We start from the raw sequence: 18,748 nt of genomic DNA, 5'->3' as shown, positions 1-18,748 counted from the left end.
GTTAAGTATTGATCCCTTCGTCTCCGCCATTACACTCTGAATTGGTAGTAATCGCGAATTCATTTGTTGCCGATGATGCGCGACGTTTATGTCCGACGCGTGCGGTCCGGGTCAGACTTTCATCTCCAGTCGCGCATCTTGGAAACGGTTCAGAACGTTTGGCAGATCTTTGTCAGACAGTGCGCACAGGGTAGTTGAAAGTCCATCGGCGAGCGCTGCGGAGTTTGCAGATACCGACAAAACCCGGCGCGCTGGTGTTTGCCCGGTGGGGCTGAGGATGTGACCGTGAGCGTCAGTCAGCATCAGGTTAGCGGAATCAGAGGTCGCAACAGCTCGGTCGCGCAGAAAGATACGCTTTGTAATCTGGCTTTCGGGGCCTGCCAAACCGACTTGCCAATCGCGCCCATCGTGACGTTGTCCGAAGGCCGCGATTTCCCCCATATCGACCAAAATGTCTTGCAGCCCCTTTGAGATGAGCAGGGCGGCGATGCGATCCGTGATTGCCCCTTGCGCTATTCCATTCAGAGTCAGCGCCGAATGGCCGGGATAGGGCAGGCGCACGACATCACTGTTAACCGAGACCTTGTTCCATCCGATGGTTTTCCGGGCGTTAGCTGTGTCGGTACCGCTTACCAAAGCAGTCCAGAGAGGTTGGATTGTTGGGTCGAATGCGCCCCCGGAATTCTCGTGCAAAACCGTGCACAGGCTGAGCAGGTCCAACATCTCTGGTGCCGGATGCGCCAGATACCCGTCGCGGTTCAGGCGTGAGAGTTGGGAATCCGGGCGGTACAGGCTGAAGATATCCTCCAGCCGTGTGACTTCTGCTTCAATGGCGGCAAAAATCGGGTGGGCTTGGACATCTGTCAGCCCGACCAATTGCATGCTTGCTGGTGCGCCCAACGCGGAACCGCGCCACCGTGCCGCTGTATCAGGGCTAGCGATTGCAGGGCAGGCCGCGCTTGCAGCCGAGATGGTCAGAAACCGGCGGCGGGACAGAAAGGTCATGCGGGTGTCTCCAGTAGTAAGCCCAGATCGACCGGGCCTAGCACCTCGGTATCAGGGATCTCGGACAAGGGCAGAGCGGCACCGCCATACTGATCGATGAATGATGCGGCATCGTCTGGGTTGGAAAATGGCACCACCTCACGCGCACCCATGCCGCCTGCCACGTTGGAGCCGACAACAAATGTCGCGCCGTCGGCGTCGATCCAATTCGAGATGCCTGGCTGACGCCAGTTGGTTGCAACGCTCATATCGCTGACATAGACAGCGGTGATATCAGCGTCCCGTTCGGGGCTTTTAAGATAGGCTACCATGTCCCGCACCTGCGCAAAAAACAGCGGCGTGGGGTATCCTTCCAGGTGGATTTGCCCTTTGGGTCCGCCATGCTCGGCGATGTTCATTTGGCAGAAGAAGCTCAGCGCATCGCGAGTCAGATCAACCGGGTCGGGGGCAACGGCGACTTCCTCTTTGCAAGCCGTCAAGGCAATCAGCGCAATCAGCACAAGACGTTTCATGGTTCAACCCTCCGGAAGGCTGCGCGGGCAAGGGCAAAGCCCAGTATCGGCCAGATCAGCAGCGAGGCGGGCGCGGCCCAGACGGGCAGGGCTTGGGCCGCACCGGTCATGCCGGACGCCATTGCGACGCCTTCGGTCGCGGCGATGTTCCACAGCCGAAATGCGTCGGCCGGGTTGGCCACCATCACCCATGGAAAGACGGATTGGGTGAATGTGCCGCCCTCGTCCATGACCACGGCTCCCAACAAGCCAAGATCATAGAGGACGACAAAGACCAGCCAAAGCCCGGCCGACAGACCTGCCGCCGCCGTAGCGCCCCTTGCCAGAGCAGACAGCAGGTATCCCAGCGCCAGAAAAACGGCGCCCAGCAAGATGGAGGTAAGGATTAGGCGCGCCAGAGCCATCAGGCTTTCGGGGCCCGCGCCGCCGAACCAAGCGGCGACCGCACCAGCGGTGCCGAAGCCGATGGTCATGGCAAAGGCCAAAGCGGCGAGATGAGCGGCGAACTTGCCAAGCAGGATTTCTCCGCGCCCGGCAGGGTAGGACAGCAGCAACGACAGACTGCCCCGGTCCACGTCGCCTGCGATGGCGTCGAAAGCGATCATCAGCGCCAGCAGCGGTGCAAGATAGACCGAAAGCGTGGTCATCGAGGCGACCGAGACGGTCAGCATATCGACGCCCAGCGTGCCGGTCGGCGCGCTGCCTGCAAAGGTCAGGGCCAAGGCGAACAGCACCATGATCAGCGTGGCCATCAACAGCCAACGGTTGCGGCGCAGGATCAACATTTCGGTGCGGGTGATGGCGAGGAAGCGGGTCATTGCATCTCCTCCTGTGCGTAATGGCGGTAGAGGTCTTCAAGTTTGGGCGGGGTCATTTCCACATCCGCCACGGCGTCGCCCATCCCGGCGATGCGGCGCAGCGCCTCCATCTTGTCATCGGGTGTGCAGAGCATTTCGATCGACGCGCCATTTATCCGTTTACCACCTAATTCGGCGGCAAGTGCTTCGGGGTTGGCGCTGGCACGCACTTTCAGCCGGATCGGCAGGCCAGCCAGGGCAGACAGATTGGTCAGAGTGTCATCCGCGACCATCCGCCCCTTCCGCATGATCGCAATGCGGTCGGTGCGGGCCTCGACCTCGGTCAGAGCGTGGGACGCGATCAGGACCGCTGTGCCCTGCCCGGCCAATTCATCGATGATGGCATAAAGATCTTGCCGCGAGATCGGGTCCAACCCGCTCGTCGGCTCATCCAACAGCGCCACTTTCGGCTGGCCCAGCAGCACTTGCGCCAGACCCAGACGTTGGCGCATGCCTTTGGAGTAGGTTCCGATCCGGCGGTCCAGAGCGTCGCTAAGGCCCACGCGGTCCAGCAGGCAGGGGACATCGACCTTGGACCCGGAGAGCTGCGCGAACAGGGTCAGCTGTTCTCGGCCCGTAAGTGCCGGATGGAAAGACACAGCCTCGGGTAGATAGGCCGTTTCGCGCCGCGCCTGCGCACTGCCGGGAGCGGCGACGCCGATCCGGATGGTTCCGTCGTGGATCGGCGTCAGACCAAGGATGGATTTGATCAGGGTCGACTTGCCCGCGCCGTTATGGCCCAGCAGCGCGACGCGCTGACCAGGGGCAAGAGACAGGGTGATTTCGTCAAGAACACGGGTTTTACCTCGGTCCTTGCTGACTTGGGTAATACTCAGGGCCTTATCCGTCATGAGGCACCTTTTTCATAGCTGGGGGTTCAGGGGCTTGCATCAATGGGTTGGTGTCCATCACACCGCCCGGCAACAGCGCCGGGAAGGCCGATTGGGACCAGCGCACTAGCTGCACGGCAGGGGAGCCGAGCAAAAGTTTGGCTGCGGGTTGGGTCCACAGCACATGGTCCATACTGTCATTGGGGCGGTAAGGGGCGTCAGCGATGCCGTCGCCATCCACATCATAGGCGGCAAAATCGGACCAGTAATTGCCGCGCCCGTCTTGGGACCACTCGACCCATTTGGTCGAGACGTATTTCACCTGAGTCCGATTCCCGATGAACGCGTTGCCAACGATGCGGTTGCGCTCGCTGCCAGCGGTAAAGTGGATGCCGATGCCGCATCCCTCGAACCAGTTGTCGGTGAATTCGTTCTTGTTGGAGTTATAAAGGAAGGTGCATTTTTCCTTGGCACCGATCACGACGTTGCCGGTGATCTCGCTCTTGTTGGCGTAGTTCAGCATGACACCATGTTCGCGGTCACCGATTGAGACGTTGTCTGCGACCTTCACGTTGGTCGTGAACATCACTGCATAGCCCAGATCGTTGCCGATCGAGACATTGTCACTGACAACAGAGTCGTCGGCATACATGTAATGCACCGCAAAACGCAGGTCGCGGAACAGGTTGCCGGTAAAGGTGTTCTTTTTCGACGAGTTCACAAAGATCCCGTCGCGGCCATAGCGGATGTCATTGCGATCCACCACCGAACCGGGCGCGTTCCAGACATAGACTCCGTTTCCACGGTCATTCATTCGCTGGTCTTGGCGACCTTCAATGCGGTTACCACGAACGATGCTGTCTTTGGCACCATGAATGTCGACGCCATAGAGATTGCCCAGCAGCACATTATCCTCGACCACAGGGGCCTTGGCCGTTTTGGTCAGTTGGATGCCGCTGTCGATCCCTTCATGGCTTGAACCGGAACCGATCACTGTCAGACCCCGAACGGTTACGCCGAGCCCAGTCACGGTGATGACACTGCCTTCACCTTGTCCGTTTATGGTAGCCTGTCCCAGCCCGTCGATGGTGACGGGCCGGCCCAGCACAAGCGTTTCGGTGTAGACACCGGGGCTCAGGCGGAGGGTGTCCCCATCCGCCGCCTGCGCCAGTATCTCGTTGATGGCCCCCGCCCGGTTGGGCACATCCCAGTCCGCCGCCCAAAGGGGCGAGCCAAGCAGGAGCGGTATAAGCAGGGACCAACGCATGGGTTATGCTCCCGCCGGTTCGACCAGCATCCGGCCGCGCATTTCCATGTGCAGCGCGTGGCAGAACCACTGGCAATAGAACCAGTGCACGCCCGGACGGTCAGCAGTGAAGGTGACCGATGCGGTTGCCATCGGAGCCACTTCCATCGCGACGCCGTAGTTGCCCAGGCAGAAGCCGTGGGTTACGTCGTCCACGTCATCCAGGTTGGTGATGTAAACCGTTACCTCGTCACCCTGTTTGACGGTGAACTTCTCAAGGCTGAAGGTCGGGGCTTGCGATGTCATATAGACCCGCACCTTATTGCCGTCCCGGATGGGCTCCTCGGCGCCGTCCTCCAAATCGATTCCATCAGCCTCGGCCTGTTTGCGAGCGTCTTCCCATGTGACATCGGCGCGGTCCCAGACGTTGACCGGGTTGACGATGTCGGCGCGAACCATGATCGAGTCATGCGGCTCGGCAAAGGTCGGACCGTCGTGAACCACCTTCATCTCGTTGGATGAGATGTCGATCAGCTGCTCATTTTCAGGCTTCAGCGGACCTGTGTTCAGGAACCGGTCTTTCGAAAACTTGTTCATCGAAATCAGCCATTTGCCGTCGGCTTCCTTGGTCTCACCCATGGTGGTCGAGTTGTGGCCTGGCTGATAATGCACGTCGACCTTCGAGATGATCGGGTCCACATCGGCCCCACCGTAAGCCTCGATCGCCTTGTCGATGTTCCACTTCACGATCTGGCTGTCGAGGAACAGCGTGGTGAAAGCGTTGCCCTGACCGTCATAGGCGGTGTGAAGCGGGCCAAGACCCAGCTGCGGCTCACCCACGATGCAGGACCGCGGGTCTGCATCGCTTTCGAACAGAGCATCCAGTTTGGTCACATCCATGATCGATACGGTCGGCGACAGCTTACCGTTGATGCAGACGTGCTTGCCGTCGGGCGCGGTGTTGATGCCGTGCGGCGAGTTCGGGATCGGGATGTAACGGGTGTACTTCTTGTTCTGACCCTTGCGTCCGTCCAGAACCTTGACGCCTTTCAGTTCCTGATAGTCACCGGCCTCAATCCCTGCTTCGATTTCCGCGAGGTTGAAGACAACGACGTGGTCCAGCTCGTTCTCGGTCATCTCGGCCAGGTTCATGCCCATTTCCGAGTTGTATGATGTCGAATAGGCGTATTTGCCCTGATAGTCGCAGTCCGTGTTGTCGAGGTTCCCCGACACGATCACCTGCCATGCGACCTCCATGGTGTCGCCGTCCAGCGCGGTGAAGATGTTCACGTACTGCGACGGATCGTCCAGCACTGTGCCATCGTTGACCAGCGGAGTTTCATCTTCACCATTGGCAAAGACATAACCGGTGCGCGGGAATTTCTGCGGACGCAGACCGTGGATCGCCTTGGCGTTCGGGATCTCGGTGATCTTGTCGCATTTCATCACATCGCAGCGCACGCGGGCGACACGAGTGTTGGCCTTGTCGTTCATGAACAGGTAGCGGCCATCATAGGTGCCGTCGGTGAACGACATATGCGGGTGGTGAAGGTCGCCGTTGTCATAGGTTTTCATGCCGCGCTTGGCGAGAAATTCCTTGGTTTCCGGCAACAGACCATCGGTCATGATTTTCAGCGATTCATTGGTCTGGCCCCAACCAGTGGCCGAGCAGCGGTTGAACACCGGCACTCGCATCAGCTCGCGCATGGATGGGAAGCCAAGGATACGCAGTTCACCGGTCTGACCCGAGGACCAGAAGCCGTAATATTCGTCCAGTTCGCCGGGCTGCAGATTGGCATTGGCTGCGGCACTGGCCTCTTTCGCGGTCATCAGGGTTGAGCCCAGACCGGTCCCGGCCAGCACGGCGCCGGTTGCGGTTGCACCCAGCATCCCGCGGCGTGTAATGTTCAGTTTGTTGTCATGTTCCGACATGATCGTTCCTCCTTTAGGAAACGGTTTTCGGTTTGGCGTTCGGATGGTTCGCCGGTGGTTGCCCGAGTGGGGTCTTGAGTTCGACCGACCCTGTCTTGGCCCGCCGCTTGAGCTGGCGGATAACGACGGGACATTTGTCCTCGGACTGGTAGAGCACCTGACAATGCAGGCAGGTGACGCACTCGTTCGGATTGATCTCACCGGTGGGGTGGATCGCCTGAACGGGGCATTCGTTGGCGCAGGTCTGACAGGGGGTGCCGCAGCCCTTGTAGCGGCGCAGCCAGTCGAACATGCGCATTCGGGCCGGGATCGCCAGCGCTCCGCCCAGCGGGCAGAGGTAGCGGCAATAGAAGCGTTCAATGAACAGCCCGATCCCCAGCAGGGCCAGCGCAAAGACAACAAAGGGCCAGTCGCGCATGAATTTTAGAATGATCGCGGTCTTGAACGGCTCGACCTCGGCATATTTCTCTGCCAGTGGGATCGACACAAAGCTGAGGCCGAAGAGACCCAGAAAGATCATGTATTTTGCAGGCCAGAGGCGTTCGTTCAGACCCCAGGGCAGCGTCCATTGCGGCACTTTCAGCGCGCGGGCGATCTTGTTGGTCAGTTCTTGCAAGGCACCAAACGGGCACAGCCAGCCGCAATAGGCCCCACGACCCCAGAACAGCAGCGCTGCGGCGACGGCGAACCATTGGATGAACACCAGCGGGTCCAGCAGGAAAGCGTCCCATGAAAAGCCCGTGCGCAGGCTGCCTGCCAGTGCCATCAGGTTCACCACGCTCAGCTGTGCATTGGCATACCAGCCGATGAAGAACAGGGTCATGGTCAGGTAGCCGATGCGGAACCAGTAGAAGAACCGTGCATTCATCGTGGCGTGGAACTGGAAGAAGAAAGTCGCGCTCAGAACCAGCAGCATGACGCCAAGGACACCAATTTCGACGGTGCGATCCTTCCAGATACGCTTCCAAAGTGCGGCTTTGGCCGCGGCTTCGCCGGTGGCATCGTCTACGACCGCCGGGGCGGTGACGGGCAGCAGATATTGCTCGGGCAGTTTGTAGCCCAGATCAAAGGTTAGGAACGTCTTCTCAACCGCGCCCACGGCCCGTTGCACCAGCAATTGCAGGCGGAACGGCTCGGCGGGATCAAACTCTGCTTCAGCGGGGATTTTGAAGATATCCAGCTCGGTGAAACTGGGCGCATCCGGGGCTGCAACCTTGCCCAGACGCTCTTGCTGCTTGTCAAAGAACCGAACGGAATTGTCGCCCTGGATTAACTGAATGCGGTCGAAAATACCGCCGCGCACATAGCCCGATCCCTTGAAGCTGTAGGCCCCGCGACCCAGCACCAGAATGGCTTGTTCACCTTCGTCCAGCCGCTCGGTCAGGTTCTGATATTCAGCCTCGCCCAACAGGGACTTGCCGATCGAAGGGACCGAGACCAGCGCCAAATGCATGTCGATGAACGTGTCATCCGGCTCGCCCGGTTCCGGGCGTTTAATTGCACGCTGATCGCCTGTGGCTGCAAAGGCGGCATTGACCTGACCGACATCCAGCGTCAGGCGTCGGACCGAGCCATCGCCGGACAGAGTGGTCCAGTCATAGACTGAGTTCTTAGCCATATCGATTTCGCGCTTGGGACCATCGGCCTGCAACGGAGAAAGCCCCCCCAGACCCAACGCGCGGGCTACCTTGATGCCGCCGCGAACCAGGCTGTCATCAATCACCATGATCGTCACGGTCGCGCCCGAGATGATATCGAGGTCATGTCCTTCGCCACCGGTCTCAGCTTCAACCTTCAGGTCGAGCCCAGCATAGCCTTCCGTCAATTTAACCATGCGCGAATTGGGGATGCCGATCAGCACAATCGGTTCGGAGTGCTTAACCAGTTTCACACCGGTCAGAACCGCATCGTCGTCGATGGCGGCCACTACGTGGATAGGTTTGCCCGAATAACCGGTGGTGCCGACGAAATCCGAGGTCAGGAAGGCCCAGGCGACGGTCTCGCCACCCTTCAGAACTGGGGCAACAGGCACGTCATCACGTACCGGGCCAAAGGCATCGGCACCGGGAACCAACTCAGAAGGGGTGATATCAGGCAGGAAGCTGGCAAGGCTGTCGGCATGGGCGCTGATTGCCATCAGGCAGGACAGGGCAATGGCCAGCAGGAATTGGATTGCGCGACTTACGACCACAGCGCACCTCCGGATACTTGGATTGACGCTATGGACGCGCGCTGGGCGCGTTCGGCTTTGTATTTGGGCGCAGCCGGGGGGCCACGGGTTTCAGGCCACAATCGTTTCAAGTTGCAGACCTGGACCAGATCGCAAGGCGAAGGGTGTGCGGTGTGAACGATGCTGCCCCGTATCAGGACGGGCAGATCCGGCACCGGGGCCGCTGAGGTGACGGCACACAAGGCGCAGTCGGCGCATTTGGGACAGGGCGCGGCTGGGTCTTGATCTTCCTCCTCAAGGTCTATCTGGACCCAGACCGCCCCTGCCTCCGAGCAGATTTCCACCCACATGCTTTGGCCGGGACTCGCCAGCGCCGGGCCAAGCATTTGCAACAACAGCAGAAGGATGCCCGCCAACGCACACGTCGTACGAAACGCGCGAACAGGGAGGCTGTGCAGAGGGCTAAGGGTGGGCATGGAGAATCCAACTCGGAAGTCTTTCCTAAGTCGTAGGGGATTCTCGCGTGGTGATACTTGACTTCGGTTAGGCTGCAGGAAATTTCGCGTTATTCGTCCGCTTCATCCATCAACCCGCGCAACCAACGCCCTGCCAACCACGCGGCGGGTACGCCCAGAGGAATCGACCACAGGATCGCGGCTACAGGCGTAATCACGCCAAACCCGGCGCTGTTGGCGATCAGCCCCGCTAGAAACAGGTTGATGGCCACGGTCAAAGCCGTGGCCGGATACAAAAGGATGGCCAGTTTCCAAACCGGCCAATTGCCCTCAGTGGCTGGTGCCTTCCGAGAAGGTGATTTTGTTCCAGACATTGTATTTCCCTGAAGGTTTGCGCATCGGCAGGCGGCGGACCTCTTCCAATGTTTGCGCGTTATAGACAATCACCGCGCCATCATCTTCCCAGATGGACACGAGCGCGTGGCTGCCATCTTTGGTGAACTCTACATGAGCCACGGTTTGACCGGGGGCCGGGCGCAGAGTCTTAACGATTTCAAGACTCTGCTTGTCGATCACATGCATAGCGTCCTTGTTGGGTCCAAAGAACACATCGGCCCAGACGTAAGGAGAATTCTCATGGCTGCGCATGAAAAAACCCGGCCCTTCGGTTTTGATCTGCTTCACGGTTTCCCATGTCTCCATGTCGATCACGGAAACGGTGCCGTCGGTCAGGTGCGGCGTTGCCATCACGGTCGTATCGCCATACCTCCACGTGATCCCCGAGCCCAGATGCGGCATCCCCGGCAGATCCAGATCGGCGACTTTCTGACCGATGACTAGATCAATCACCTGACCGCCCTCGCCGCCGCGGGATGCGCCCATGACGTATTCATAGCTCTGGTCGAAAAAGAAATCGTCCAGATAGTCCGGCGTGGTGATCTTGCGCACCGGGAAGGGGTCGGGGTTCTTGAATTGTCCTTCGATGCGGAAATCATGACCGATACCAAATTGAGGAGGATTGGCCCCGTAGAAGACCTCCCAGATCTCCGGCACATCCTTGAGGGCCAGAACAAAGCTCTCGCGTGGGGGGGCCTGATAGACCGCCGAAACGCGGCTGGGTTTGCCCTTCTTACTTTTGATGTCGATGACCTTGGCCACGGTTAGATCCTCGGTCGACAGCAGGGTCAGGCTGTTCGGCAGGTAATTTGCCACGGCCACCCATTTGCCATCGCTCGACATGGCGATGTTGCGGCTGTTCAGGCCAGCGCGCACGCGGCCCACCTGTTCCAAGGCCCAGATATCATACTTCTGGACCCAGCCATCACGTGACATGATGAACACATATCGCCCATCGGGGCTGAATTTTGGACCGCCATGAACGGCAAAGGGTGTCTCGAACCGGTCCAAAACCTCGAAAGTGTCACCGTCCAGCACGCTGACGTGATGGTCACCGGTCTCCACAGCCAGAGTGATGTTCATCGGGTCGCTGTCCCAGACTGGTGCTTCAACTGCGACGTAATTCTCGTCCAGAATTCGGCTGGCCATTATGTCGGCCTCACCCCACTCGGGATCGCTTTCCAGCGGTGATTTCAACCAACCCGCCAATTCTTCGATCTGCAGCGCATCCAGTTCGTGCGAGAAAGCAGGCATTTGGGTTGCGGTCCGCCCTTCGGCGATAACTGCGGCGACGCGAGGACCGCGCATCCGCTTAAGCGTTTCAGGGATAAGCGCCGGACCCACGCCGCCCAAGCGGCTTTCGCCGTGGCAGGACGCACAAAACTCAGCGTAATCCGAGGGAGCGCCAGCCCACGCGGTTCCGATCAACAACAGCGAGCAGAGAGCGCCGAGTTTGAGTGTCTTAGAAGAACTGATGCGCTGGATCATGGCGTTTCCCCCGGAACGGCGTGACCTGCAGGCGTTCGCCCGCGTCATCCACGCCGATTTCTTGGTTTGACAGATAGCATGCCGGATCTTCCGCCCACGGGTCGCCGGTCACCTGCAAAGCTCGGATACGGGTGTTGCCACCACAGACATCCTTGAGCTGACAGGCGCCGCAGCGCCCTTTCAGGGGGCGGGGACGTGTGCGCAGCATGGCCAACATTTGATCATCGCTGGTCCAGAGCTCGGAGAACGGCCGGGTTTTCACATTGCCAACCGTGTAATCCGACCAATAGGTATCAGGGTGCACGCGGCCCAGGTTGTCAATATTGGCCACGCCCAAACCACTGGAGTTTCCGCCCCACGCCGCCAGATGCTCGCGTACATGAACTGCTTTTTCAGCATCGAAACGGGCGCGGACCCAGTTCAGGAAATACCCCGCGTCAGCGTCGTTATTCCCGGTCACGATATCCAGAGGACGACCACCCGAGGCAGCCTCCCATGCGCGCTCCAACAGCAGATCCAGCCCTTTCCGTGTACGCAGATGTTCAGCATCTTCTCCCCGGTTCTTGTCGCCACGCCCGGCATAAACCAGATGGGATAAGTAGAACTTGTCGACACCCTCGTCATCGCACAGCTGCAGCAGATCGGGCAGATGGTGTTGCGTGCCCTCAGTCAGGCAAAACCGAAGGCCCACCTTGATGCCTCGTTTCTTACACTCACGCACGCCGCGCAGGGCGTCGGCAAAGGCGCCCTCGACACCGCGAAACCAATCGTTCGTGGCTCCGATCCCGTCTAGCGAGATGCCAACATAGTTGAATCCCACATCGGCAATCAAATCGGCTGTTTCGTCATAGATCCGCGTGCCGTTGGTCGACAGTGCCAGCATCGGCACCAGATCGCGGGCCCGTTTGGCGATGTCAAAGAAATCGAACCGGTCGAGTGGTTCCCCACCCGAGAGGATCAGGGCCGGGACGCGAAATTGGCCCAGATCCTCAAGGGTTACCATGGCTTGCTCATGGCTGAGCTCGCCGGGGAAGGCCACATCCGCCGAAACGGTATAGCAATGGCGGCATTTCAAATTGCAGCGCCGCGTCAGGTTCCAGATAACCACCGGTTTCACCGGGCCGGAGCGGCGTTTGCGCACCGAGGTCGGATTGACCAGTTGGTGCATGTATTCGGTCAGGCGGAACATGTCTCAGCCTTTCGCTTTCAGGCGCAGCCCGGTCTTTTTCAGGATGCGCGTGGAATAAAGGATATCTTTGAAACGGCAGGCATCGCCCAGAATGGCAGCAATTTCGGCGCGCTTTGCTTCGACCTCGTCACGATCAGCGCCGTGTACCATGGCGAACAGATTGTATGGCCAATCGGGCAGGGCGCGGGGGCGTTCATAGCAATGGGTGACAAAGGGCAACGCGCCGATCCGGGCACCTAATTCGGTGATCCGGTCGTCATCCACATCCCAGACGGTCATCCCGTTCGATGTCATGCCCAATTTGTAGTGGTTCGGCGCGGCAGCGATGCGACGGATCACACCGCGCGACTTCAACTCGGCCAAGCGGTACAAAAGGGCATCTTCATCCATGCCAAGTATCTCGGCCACCTGCGCATAAGGCGCGGGCACAAGGGGCAGGCCGCCTTGCAGCGCCTCGATAATCTCTCGATCTCTTGCGTCGATCATGCCGCCACCCGAAAGCCGATGAAAAATTCCTGTAGTTTGGGGAAACGAAGAACGCAGATCCCCGTTTCCCATTCGATTGCATCAGCAGTGCCCACGATCCCCTCGGGAGTTTCGGTGGCCAGCACGAACCACATGTTCAGCCGGTGCGTACGTTCATAATTGTGGGCAACCTCTGCATGCGCATTGACTTTGGTCAGGACGGTTTCGAATTCTTCAGTTGGAACCGCCATTGCACACAGGCAAAAAGCGCCCCCCATGGCGGCGGCGTCGAAGAACGGACCAAAGCGGGTGATCACTCGGGCGTCTTTCATACGGGTCAGGCGGTTAAGCACTTCGCTTTCAGGAATGCCCAACTCCTCTGCCACGGCTGCATAAGGGTGCGATACCAAGGGCAGATCGTCCTGCATCCGGTTCAGGATCGCGCGGTCGGTTCCATCCAGTGTCATGCGGCGGCCTCTTTCGGTTGGATCAGCGCGCCGGTCTGTTTGAAACAGCGCGTCGAGAACAAAACCTTGTGCTGCGCTCCAAACAGGTCCGGCAGCGCGTGCGCACTGGCCAGAATCTCCAGCGCTTCGCTGCGGGTACGGGCGTGGATCATTGAGTAAAGGCGATAAGGCCAGACCCCTTCGACCGGACACCGTTCATAGCACAAGGTCACTCCGGGGTGGGCTGCAAGGGCAGGACCGGCGGTGTCGATCTGTTCGGATGGCAAGTCCCAGACAACCATCGCGTTGGCCGACCATCCGAGCGCACGGTGGCGTACGATCACGCCCAGGCGCGAGATGATACCGGCTCTGTGCAGTACCTCGATCCGAACCGTCACACCCGCAGCGTCGCGACCCATTGACTGGGCCAGTACGGCATAGGGTTCAGCGACCAGCGGCAAACCCGAACTGAGGGCTTGAAGCAACGCGCGATCGCCGTCCTGCAAGACCGATCGATCTATCTTGCGCGGGCTTGGAACGTTTCGGGTCTTGCCGGACATGCGAAACCCCAGATCCACGTTGAACGGACGAACCAACCGAAGGTCGAGAACCTGCAGCCCTGTGCGCTGTGCGATCCGAGCCAGCGTGTCATTGACATGCGCCCGGTCCGGACCGGTTGCCACGAACCAGAGGTTCCATTCGTCCTCGCGCTGGTAGTTATGGTTCACACCCGGTTCGGCGTCGATCAGAGCGGCCACTTCTTCCAGGCGTTCACCCGGTGCAGCGACGGCGGCCAGAGTGCTGGCAGAAACCGCGCCAGGGGCAATGGTCGCGCCGACTCTCGTAATCCGGCCGGTTGCCCGCATTCGGGCTAGGCGATCCAACACTTCAATCTCGTCCAGCCCCAACGTGAAAGCCAAAACCTGGAATGGGCGGTCCGTTACCGGAAAATTGCGTTGAAACTCATCCAGCAGGCGGCGATCGATCGGATCGGTGATATGTTCCATCGCCTATAGCCCCGTTTTGTGCGCGCGGGCGGTGAAGAAAATACCAGATGGGCTGTCTGCCTCGATCTCGCGTAGCTTTTCGAAGGTTTGTGTGTCGTAGACGATGACCTTGTTGGCATCCCGCACGCTGATCCAGACCTCATGCCCGCGCGGGGTGAACTCCATATGCAGCACGGCAGGCCCCGGCTTGAACTCGTGGATGATCTCCTTGCTGACACTGTCGATCACCTGAATCGTGTCGTTCAGCGGGTGGGCAAAATTCACCCAGACCTGCCGTCCGTCGGGCCGCGCCATGGCAAAGACAGGCTGGCCGTGGGTTTGCGTCCGACCGGTCTCGGTCAGAGTATCGGCGTCGATCCAGAGCACCTCGTGATGACCAACTGCAGGCAACACGAATTCGCGCCCGGTCAGCGCCCAGCCTTCCAGATGAGGCATCTTGTAGACGGGCATCTCTTCCTGACCACGGCCATAATCGGGCAGCATGCGGATCGGTTCGGGGTTGTCGGCCCAGAGGTCCAGTGCGGTTAGCCCGTCTTCGCCGAATAGCCCGGTGATGTAGGTCCGACCATTGGCGGTGATAAGCGCGTCATAGGGGTTCTTGCCCATCTCTGGGATCTTGGTGATTTCGGGGGTGCCCGCTGAGAAATCGGCGATCCAGGTTTCGCCCGTGTCCCACATGGTGAACACAAACCGGCGGCCTGGTGCGTCGACCAGACCGATGGTTTTGCTTTCGGTAGGAATATCCGCGACCATCTCGAGCGTCTCGGCATTGAAGACGCGAACACCGCCCGGTTCGTAATTCGAGACGGCCACCAGTTGACCGTCGTCCGAGATAGCACCGCCGATGGCGTTGCCTGCCTGCACGACCCGGTTCACGATCTGGCGTGTCACAATATCGACCTTGGTCAGCCCACCATCGCGTCCGAACACATACGCGAAACGTTCATCAGGCGAATAGACCAGCGAAGCGTGGGACAGATCACCTAAGCCTTCGATCCGCGCCAACGCTGCCCGGTCAGATTGATCCACCAGCAGAACCGAACCGTTGGCACGTTCGACTACCAGACCTAAATCGCCTGTAGCGGTGGGCTCGGCCTGCGCCGTTGTCATGATTAGGGTGGCCGCAAGGCTAAGGATGAGGTGTTTCATTGTGCCTCCGATTCCAGAAGATAGCGGGCGATCCATTCGGCCTCTTCCTCGCTGATCAGGGGCCGCCACGGGGGCATTGCGGTGCCGGGGATGCCGTCAAGGATGACGTCGGTCAAAACATCAGCATCATAATGGTCCAGCGATTTCGACCGCAGATCCGGCCCAAGGCCACCCTTCAAAGACAAGCCGTGGCACGAGCCACAATCCTGATGAACAAGGCGTTTCAGGGCGTTGCCATCCAGCACGTCGGCGGCAAGGGCCGAGGTGGCGATGAGGACGGCTGTTGTGAGAAAAGCGCGCGAAGTCCATGCCGGAAGCCCGCCATTCGATTGGAGGACACTAGCCATGGGCCTGCTCCAGCAGGTTCGTCACGGGTTGATCCGCATAAAGGGTAACCACTTGCCCGACGATAAACAGCGTCGGGGCCTTCAGATCCGCCTCGCGCACATCCGCCGCCAATTTGTCCAGTCTTGAAACAAGTCGACGCTCGTCTGGCTTTGTCGCTTTGCCTACGGCCAAAACAGGCGTCGAGCCAGGCAGGTTTTCCGTCATCAGGCCCATGGCGATCTGACCGATATTTGCGACACCCATGTAGATGACCAGCGTCGCGTCAGGATCGGCCAGTCGCTTCCAATCCAGATCCAGCACCTTGTCGGCCTGTCTGTGACCAGTGACATATTGAACCGAGGTTGCAAGGCCGCGATGGGTCAGCGGCACGCCGGTGGAACTGGATGCTCCTTGTGCGGCGGTGATGCCCGGCGCGTATTCAATCGCGATATCGTGGGCCATCAGATACGCGGCCTCTTCCGAACCACGTCCAAAGATCATCGGGTCGCCGCCTTTCAAACGCGCAACGCAATGGCCTGCGCGGGCTTCTTTGACCAGAATGTCGTTGATGCGATCCTGCGGCACCGTATGGCACTTGGGCGCTTTGCCGACCGGGATCAGCCGCGCGCCGGGGGCATGCAGCTCCAGAATGTCGGCCGAGACCAGCCGGTCATAAACAACCACATCGGCCTCTTGCAGCATGCGCAGTGCGCGCAGGGTCATGAGTTCGGGGTCGCCGGGACCGGCACCAATCAGAAAAACCTTACCGCTCATGTGCAAACTCGCTTGGTCTGAATGTCTTCGAAACCCGGGTCCATTCGGCGAATTGAGGACGTCGCTGGGCCAACCGGGCGTGTCATGTGGGCAGGTTTGCGCAATAACCGCGCGACTTCCTTGACTAAAGTTAAGGAGCGCGGGAATTGCGCCCGCGCTCCTTTCTTTCTGCCTGTATTTTTGCCTCGGCTCAGGGTTCGACTGTGATCATTCCGATCATGTTCTGTGTTTCCCAATGTGGGCCGCACAGGTATTCCTGCGGACCCGGGGTAAGGAAGGTTATCTCGACCGTTTCTTCAGGGAACAACCGGTCGCTTTCCGGCTCGCCGCCATCCTTCAGCAGGACCGAGTGGCTGGTCCGCTTGTCGACATTGACCCAACGGACTGTAGTGCCAGCCTTCACGGTCAGTTCGGACGGGCAGAAGTTGTACTTGTACATCAGCACCACCTCGGCATCCTCGACGGCCGAAGATGATTGACCCAGAAGCTCGACATAACGGTCCTCAGCCTCGGCGCAGATATCGGCGGCCTCATCCGCCCATGCGGGCAAAGACAGAAGAAGCAAGGCGGGAAGAAGGCGTTGAGGCTTCATCGTCCAAATCTCCTTTCCAAAAAGAAAGGGGTCGGAATACCCGGCCCCCGTCCGTTATTGTTTGACAACATTGATGAACGCGCTGTCGTCATCCAGCGCCAGGCTGGTGTCCAACGTGACATGGTGGAACCGGGCGGCGGCGAAATCGTCGTGGATCGCAAAACCAACCGTATAGGTCTGACCAGGCTCAAGCGGGACGTCACCCGGCGCGCCTGAATTCAGCGGGCGGGCAAACACAACGGTCCACATACCGCCAGCTAGATTGGCCGAGGCGGCGATTTCACCGTCATTGACCACGCGCTGTTCCAGCAGATAGCCGTTTGACGCACTGCCATCGGCATAGACGCGCATCAGGTCTAGATAGGTGCCATCGGCCAGGTATTGCTCGATCTGAGCTTCTGCCTCTAGCTTGTCCCAACCGCCCAGAGCTTTGCCACGGCGGCCTTTGACCTCAACATCTGTGCGGCTTTCGCTGATGTATTTGGTCACCGTATCCTGCGTGGCCAAACGGCCCGCAACATCACCATTTGCGGCAATCGCATCCGCCTCAGGTGCGAAGGGCATATAGCTGTTGTCGGCATGGCACGAAGCCCAGCAGCCAACCTGATCGCCCAGCTCAATCCCGGTGCCGGTGATCATCATGGCGACCTTGATCTGGTTGTCGGGATCCATTTTGCCACCGTCCACGAAAGGCGCGGGGTTGTGACCTGCATCCGGCCATTGCAGACGGATATATAGGTTCTCGTCATCATGCGCTGCCTGAACGGTTGCGTCGATCACGCCGCGTTTACCGGGGATTGGGGTCGGCTCCAATTCGCCGCCCGCAACAATCTTGTTGCCGATCGTGTCCAGCTCTTTGGCGTGGCAAGTCGTACACTGGTCGCCCCCTTTGGTCAGAGGACGGGCGCCGCCGTGGGACTTACCGTTTTGGACCCATTCAAACGAAGCTTGACCGGGGTAGAACAGTTTCAAGTCGGCGCTGGCAACCGCGTTCCAGTCGACATTCGCAGCGACGTCGCCACCACCCCCACCACCTGCGGGTGCTCCGGCTTCCTCGCCGCTGGATTTGGCGCGTTCTTCCGCCACGGCTGCGTCCACAGCAGCTGCAATCTGAGCCTGCACGGCTTCATGCTGCGCCTGTTTGGCTGCTTTCTCGGTCGCGGCTTCTGCGGCTTCCTTGGCTTCGATCCGTTCAAGGCTCGCCATATATTCCGGCGGGATCTGACGGATAAAGTCCGGGTTCGGCGCTTCAAGCTCTTCCAGATACTCTTCGTCGGCCCGATCGCGGGCGTCCGAGTGCGCAATCCCCTTGTGACAGTCGATACAGGTCTGGCCCACAGTCATCGCGTTCAGGTGCTGTTGACGCGCACGGGGTTTCTGGAATTCGGGCATCATCGATTCAAAGTCGTGGCAGTTGCGGCATTCACGCGAGTCGGTGGCTTTCATCCGCTCCCATTCGTTCATGGCCAGATGTACGCGTTTAGCTTCGAACTTTTCGCGGGTGTTGATGGTGCCAACCACCTTGCCGTACAGCTCTTTGGACGCCTTGATCTTGCGGATCATCTTGTGGGTCCAGTCCTTCGGCACGTGGCAGTCAGAACAGACCGCACCGACACCGGACCGGTTCACGTCATGGATCGTGCCGGTGTATTCTTCGTAGACAAAGTCGCGCATCTCGTGACAAGAGATACAGAAATCTTTGGTGTTGGTGGCTTCCATGGCGGTGTTGAATCCACCCCAGAAGATGATGCCGCCGACAAAGGCTGCGGCAATACCGGCCACGGGCATTCCCCACAGGAAATACCGGCGCCAGATCGGTTTTTTCTTATCCGGTTCGGAAGTCATGTCCGGGCTCCGTTTTGGCTGTCTTGTCTGGCCTTGGATGGCAGGCCGGTGAGTTTGGCTGAG

19 protein-coding genes are annotated in these 18,748 nt (G+C 59.4%); all 19 read right to left on the bottom strand.

What is annotated here, in order from left to right; genetic code table 11:
- Positions 1-111 precede the first annotated feature (111 nt).
- The 19 genes from DS906_RS14535 to DS906_RS22670 all read right to left on the bottom strand — a co-directional run bounded on the left by DS906_RS14535 (position 112) and on the right by DS906_RS22670 (position 18,685).
- On the bottom strand, positions 112-1,005 hold the full coding sequence (locus DS906_RS14535) for an FAD:protein FMN transferase (RefSeq protein ID WP_113790862.1): 894 nt from the start codon (positions 1,003-1,005) through the stop codon (positions 112-114).
- Positions 1,002-1,517: a nitrous oxide reductase accessory protein NosL gene (locus DS906_RS14530; protein ID WP_113790861.1), complete on the bottom strand. Its 516-nt coding sequence runs from the start codon at positions 1,515-1,517 to the stop codon at positions 1,002-1,004. Before DS906_RS14530 ends, DS906_RS14535 begins: the two co-directional genes overlap by 4 nt.
- Positions 1,514-2,335: an ABC transporter permease gene (locus DS906_RS14525; RefSeq protein ID WP_113790860.1), complete on the bottom strand. Its 822-nt coding sequence runs from the start codon at positions 2,333-2,335 to the stop codon at positions 1,514-1,516. The genes DS906_RS14530 and DS906_RS14525 overlap by 4 nt, the downstream gene beginning before the upstream one ends.
- Positions 2,332-3,225, bottom strand: coding sequence for an ABC transporter ATP-binding protein (locus DS906_RS14520; RefSeq protein WP_113790859.1), 894 nt, complete (start codon positions 3,223-3,225; stop codon positions 2,332-2,334). The genes DS906_RS14525 and DS906_RS14520 overlap by 4 nt, the downstream gene beginning before the upstream one ends.
- Positions 3,215-4,471, bottom strand: coding sequence for a nitrous oxide reductase family maturation protein NosD (locus DS906_RS14515; RefSeq protein ID WP_113790858.1), 1,257 nt, complete (start codon positions 4,469-4,471; stop codon positions 3,215-3,217). Before DS906_RS14515 ends, DS906_RS14520 begins: the two co-directional genes overlap by 11 nt.
- 3 nt (positions 4,472-4,474) lie before the next feature.
- Positions 4,475-6,382: a TAT-dependent nitrous-oxide reductase gene (gene nosZ / locus DS906_RS14510; RefSeq protein WP_113790857.1), complete on the bottom strand. Its 1,908-nt coding sequence runs from the start codon at positions 6,380-6,382 to the stop codon at positions 4,475-4,477.
- A gap of 13 nt (positions 6,383-6,395) precedes the next feature.
- Complete coding sequence (locus DS906_RS14505) at positions 6,396-8,519, bottom strand: 4Fe-4S binding protein (protein ID WP_369935127.1); 2,124 nt, start codon at positions 8,517-8,519, stop codon at positions 6,396-6,398.
- A 44-nt stretch (positions 8,520-8,563) separates the two neighbouring features.
- Positions 8,564-9,028: a hypothetical protein gene (locus DS906_RS14500; protein ID WP_233494806.1), complete on the bottom strand. Its 465-nt coding sequence runs from the start codon at positions 9,026-9,028 to the stop codon at positions 8,564-8,566.
- Positions 9,029-9,117: 89 nt separating this feature from the next.
- Positions 9,118-9,381, bottom strand: coding sequence for a hypothetical protein (locus DS906_RS14495; RefSeq protein ID WP_058274926.1), 264 nt, complete (start codon positions 9,379-9,381; stop codon positions 9,118-9,120).
- Positions 9,338-10,891: a nitrite reductase gene (locus DS906_RS14490; protein ID WP_199528575.1), complete on the bottom strand. Its 1,554-nt coding sequence runs from the start codon at positions 10,889-10,891 to the stop codon at positions 9,338-9,340. The genes DS906_RS14495 and DS906_RS14490 overlap by 44 nt, the downstream gene beginning before the upstream one ends.
- Positions 10,866-12,080 carry a heme d1 biosynthesis radical SAM protein NirJ gene (gene nirJ / locus DS906_RS14485; protein ID WP_113790855.1) on the bottom strand — a complete coding sequence of 405 codons (1,215 nt, stop codon included), beginning with the start codon at positions 12,078-12,080 and terminating at the stop codon, positions 10,866-10,868. Before nirJ ends, DS906_RS14490 begins: the two co-directional genes overlap by 26 nt.
- 3 nt (positions 12,081-12,083) lie before the next feature.
- Positions 12,084-12,566 carry an Lrp/AsnC family transcriptional regulator gene (locus DS906_RS14480; protein WP_113790854.1) on the bottom strand — a complete coding sequence of 161 codons (483 nt, stop codon included), beginning with the start codon at positions 12,564-12,566 and terminating at the stop codon, positions 12,084-12,086.
- Complete coding sequence (locus DS906_RS14475) at positions 12,563-13,012, bottom strand: Lrp/AsnC family transcriptional regulator (RefSeq protein ID WP_113790853.1); 450 nt, start codon at positions 13,010-13,012, stop codon at positions 12,563-12,565. Before DS906_RS14475 ends, DS906_RS14480 begins: the two co-directional genes overlap by 4 nt.
- Positions 13,009-13,998 (bottom strand): AsnC family transcriptional regulator, encoded by a 990-nt coding sequence (locus DS906_RS14470; RefSeq protein ID WP_113790852.1) that lies wholly within the window; start codon positions 13,996-13,998, stop codon positions 13,009-13,011. The genes DS906_RS14475 and DS906_RS14470 overlap by 4 nt, the downstream gene beginning before the upstream one ends.
- 3 nt (positions 13,999-14,001) lie before the next feature.
- Complete coding sequence (locus tag DS906_RS14465; RefSeq protein WP_113790851.1) at positions 14,002-15,147, bottom strand: cytochrome D1 domain-containing protein; 1,146 nt, start codon at positions 15,145-15,147, stop codon at positions 14,002-14,004.
- Complete coding sequence (locus tag DS906_RS14460) at positions 15,144-15,494, bottom strand: cytochrome c (RefSeq protein ID WP_113790850.1); 351 nt, start codon at positions 15,492-15,494, stop codon at positions 15,144-15,146. The genes DS906_RS14465 and DS906_RS14460 overlap by 4 nt, the downstream gene beginning before the upstream one ends.
- Positions 15,487-16,248 carry a uroporphyrinogen-III C-methyltransferase gene (gene cobA, locus DS906_RS14455; RefSeq protein WP_113790849.1) on the bottom strand — a complete coding sequence of 254 codons (762 nt, stop codon included), beginning with the start codon at positions 16,246-16,248 and terminating at the stop codon, positions 15,487-15,489. Before cobA ends, DS906_RS14460 begins: the two co-directional genes overlap by 8 nt.
- Positions 16,249-16,438: 190 nt before the next feature.
- Positions 16,439-16,840, bottom strand: a complete 402-nt coding sequence (locus DS906_RS14450) for a plastocyanin/azurin family copper-binding protein (protein ID WP_113790848.1) — start codon at positions 16,838-16,840, stop codon at positions 16,439-16,441.
- Positions 16,841-16,894: 54 nt separating this feature from the next.
- On the bottom strand, positions 16,895-18,685 hold the full coding sequence (locus DS906_RS22670) for a NapC/NirT family cytochrome c (RefSeq protein WP_113790847.1): 1,791 nt from the start codon (positions 18,683-18,685) through the stop codon (positions 16,895-16,897).
- Between the last annotated feature and the right edge of the window lie 63 nt (positions 18,686-18,748).

Origin of the sequence: Ruegeria sp. A3M17, from assembly GCF_003318255.1 — a bacterium.
GTDB lineage: Bacteria > Pseudomonadota > Alphaproteobacteria > Rhodobacterales > Rhodobacteraceae > Ruegeria.
This window is presented reverse-complemented; position numbering and strand designations above follow the sequence as displayed.

Coding starts and splice junctions, on each gene's coding strand:
- DS906_RS14535 (WP_113790862.1), bottom strand. CDS start 1,005: ATGACCTTTCTGTCCCGCCGCCGGTTTCTGACCATCTCGGCTGCAAGC.
- DS906_RS14530 (WP_113790861.1), bottom strand. CDS start 1,517: ATGAAACGTCTTGTGCTGATTGCGCTGATTGCCTTGACGGCTTGCAAA.
- DS906_RS14525 (WP_113790860.1), bottom strand. CDS start 2,335: ATGACCCGCTTCCTCGCCATCACCCGCACCGAAATGTTGATCCTGCGC.
- DS906_RS14520 (WP_113790859.1), bottom strand. CDS start 3,225: ATGACGGATAAGGCCCTGAGTATTACCCAAGTCAGCAAGGACCGAGGT.
- DS906_RS14515 (WP_113790858.1), bottom strand. CDS start 4,471: ATGCGTTGGTCCCTGCTTATACCGCTCCTGCTTGGCTCGCCCCTTTGG.
- nosZ (WP_113790857.1), bottom strand. CDS start 6,382: ATGTCGGAACATGACAACAAACTGAACATTACACGCCGCGGGATGCTG.
- DS906_RS14505 (WP_369935127.1), bottom strand. CDS start 8,519: ATGGCAATCAGCGCCCATGCCGACAGCCTTGCCAGCTTCCTGCCTGAT.
- DS906_RS14500 (WP_233494806.1), bottom strand. CDS start 9,028: ATGCCCACCCTTAGCCCTCTGCACAGCCTCCCTGTTCGCGCGTTTCGT.
- DS906_RS14495 (WP_058274926.1), bottom strand. CDS start 9,381: ATGTCTGGAACAAAATCACCTTCTCGGAAGGCACCAGCCACTGAGGGC.
- DS906_RS14490 (WP_199528575.1), bottom strand. CDS start 10,891: ATGATCCAGCGCATCAGTTCTTCTAAGACACTCAAACTCGGCGCTCTC.
- nirJ (WP_113790855.1), bottom strand. CDS start 12,080: ATGTTCCGCCTGACCGAATACATGCACCAACTGGTCAATCCGACCTCG.
- DS906_RS14480 (WP_113790854.1), bottom strand. CDS start 12,566: ATGATCGACGCAAGAGATCGAGAGATTATCGAGGCGCTGCAAGGCGGC.
- DS906_RS14475 (WP_113790853.1), bottom strand. CDS start 13,012: ATGACACTGGATGGAACCGACCGCGCGATCCTGAACCGGATGCAGGAC.
- DS906_RS14470 (WP_113790852.1), bottom strand. CDS start 13,998: ATGGAACATATCACCGATCCGATCGATCGCCGCCTGCTGGATGAGTTT.
- DS906_RS14465 (WP_113790851.1), bottom strand. CDS start 15,147: ATGAAACACCTCATCCTTAGCCTTGCGGCCACCCTAATCATGACAACG.
- DS906_RS14460 (WP_113790850.1), bottom strand. CDS start 15,494: ATGGCTAGTGTCCTCCAATCGAATGGCGGGCTTCCGGCATGGACTTCG.
- cobA (WP_113790849.1), bottom strand. CDS start 16,248: ATGAGCGGTAAGGTTTTTCTGATTGGTGCCGGTCCCGGCGACCCCGAA.
- DS906_RS14450 (WP_113790848.1), bottom strand. CDS start 16,840: ATGAAGCCTCAACGCCTTCTTCCCGCCTTGCTTCTTCTGTCTTTGCCC.
- DS906_RS22670 (WP_113790847.1), bottom strand. CDS start 18,685: ATGACTTCCGAACCGGATAAGAAAAAACCGATCTGGCGCCGGTATTTC.